1 protein-coding gene is annotated in these 420 nt (G+C 68.8%); it reads right to left on the bottom strand.

Annotation, left to right across the window (positions count from 1 at the left end; translation table 11 throughout):
* A partial coding sequence (locus D7Y04_RS42965; RefSeq protein ID WP_147477361.1) for a M36 family metallopeptidase occupies positions 1–420 on the bottom strand: 420 nt, incomplete at both ends.

The raw sequence follows: 420 nt of genomic DNA on the forward strand, positions 1-420 counted from the left end.
CACCGTCGCGATCACACGAACCGGTGGGCAGGTCGTCGGAGAGCGTCGCGCTCACGAGCCCCAGCGCGGGGCCGGTGCGGAAGCTTTCGACCAGACCCTCGTGGGTGGTGGAGACATAGGACGGGGCCACGGCGCCGACACCGGCGCCACGCTTGGCGAAGGCCGTCCACATCCGCTCAGCATCCGCGGGGTCGATGGCATAGGCACCCGCGAGGATGGCGTCACGCGCCTCCAGGAAGGTGGGCGCGTAGGGCGTCTGCATGTACCCCAGGACGATGTACCGCTTCATCCGGTCCTGGGCCTCCTGGAACGGGTGCGCGCGCAGCAGCGAGGTATATGCCTCCCACAGCATGGTGGCCCACACTTCACCGGAGTTGTGGACCTGCGAGTTCACGCTGGCGTTCGGGATGAGGGGCGCGG

Origin of the sequence: Corallococcus sp. AB038B (assembly GCF_003668955.1) — a bacterium.
GTDB classification, from domain to species: domain Bacteria; phylum Myxococcota; class Myxococcia; order Myxococcales; family Myxococcaceae; genus Corallococcus; species Corallococcus exiguus.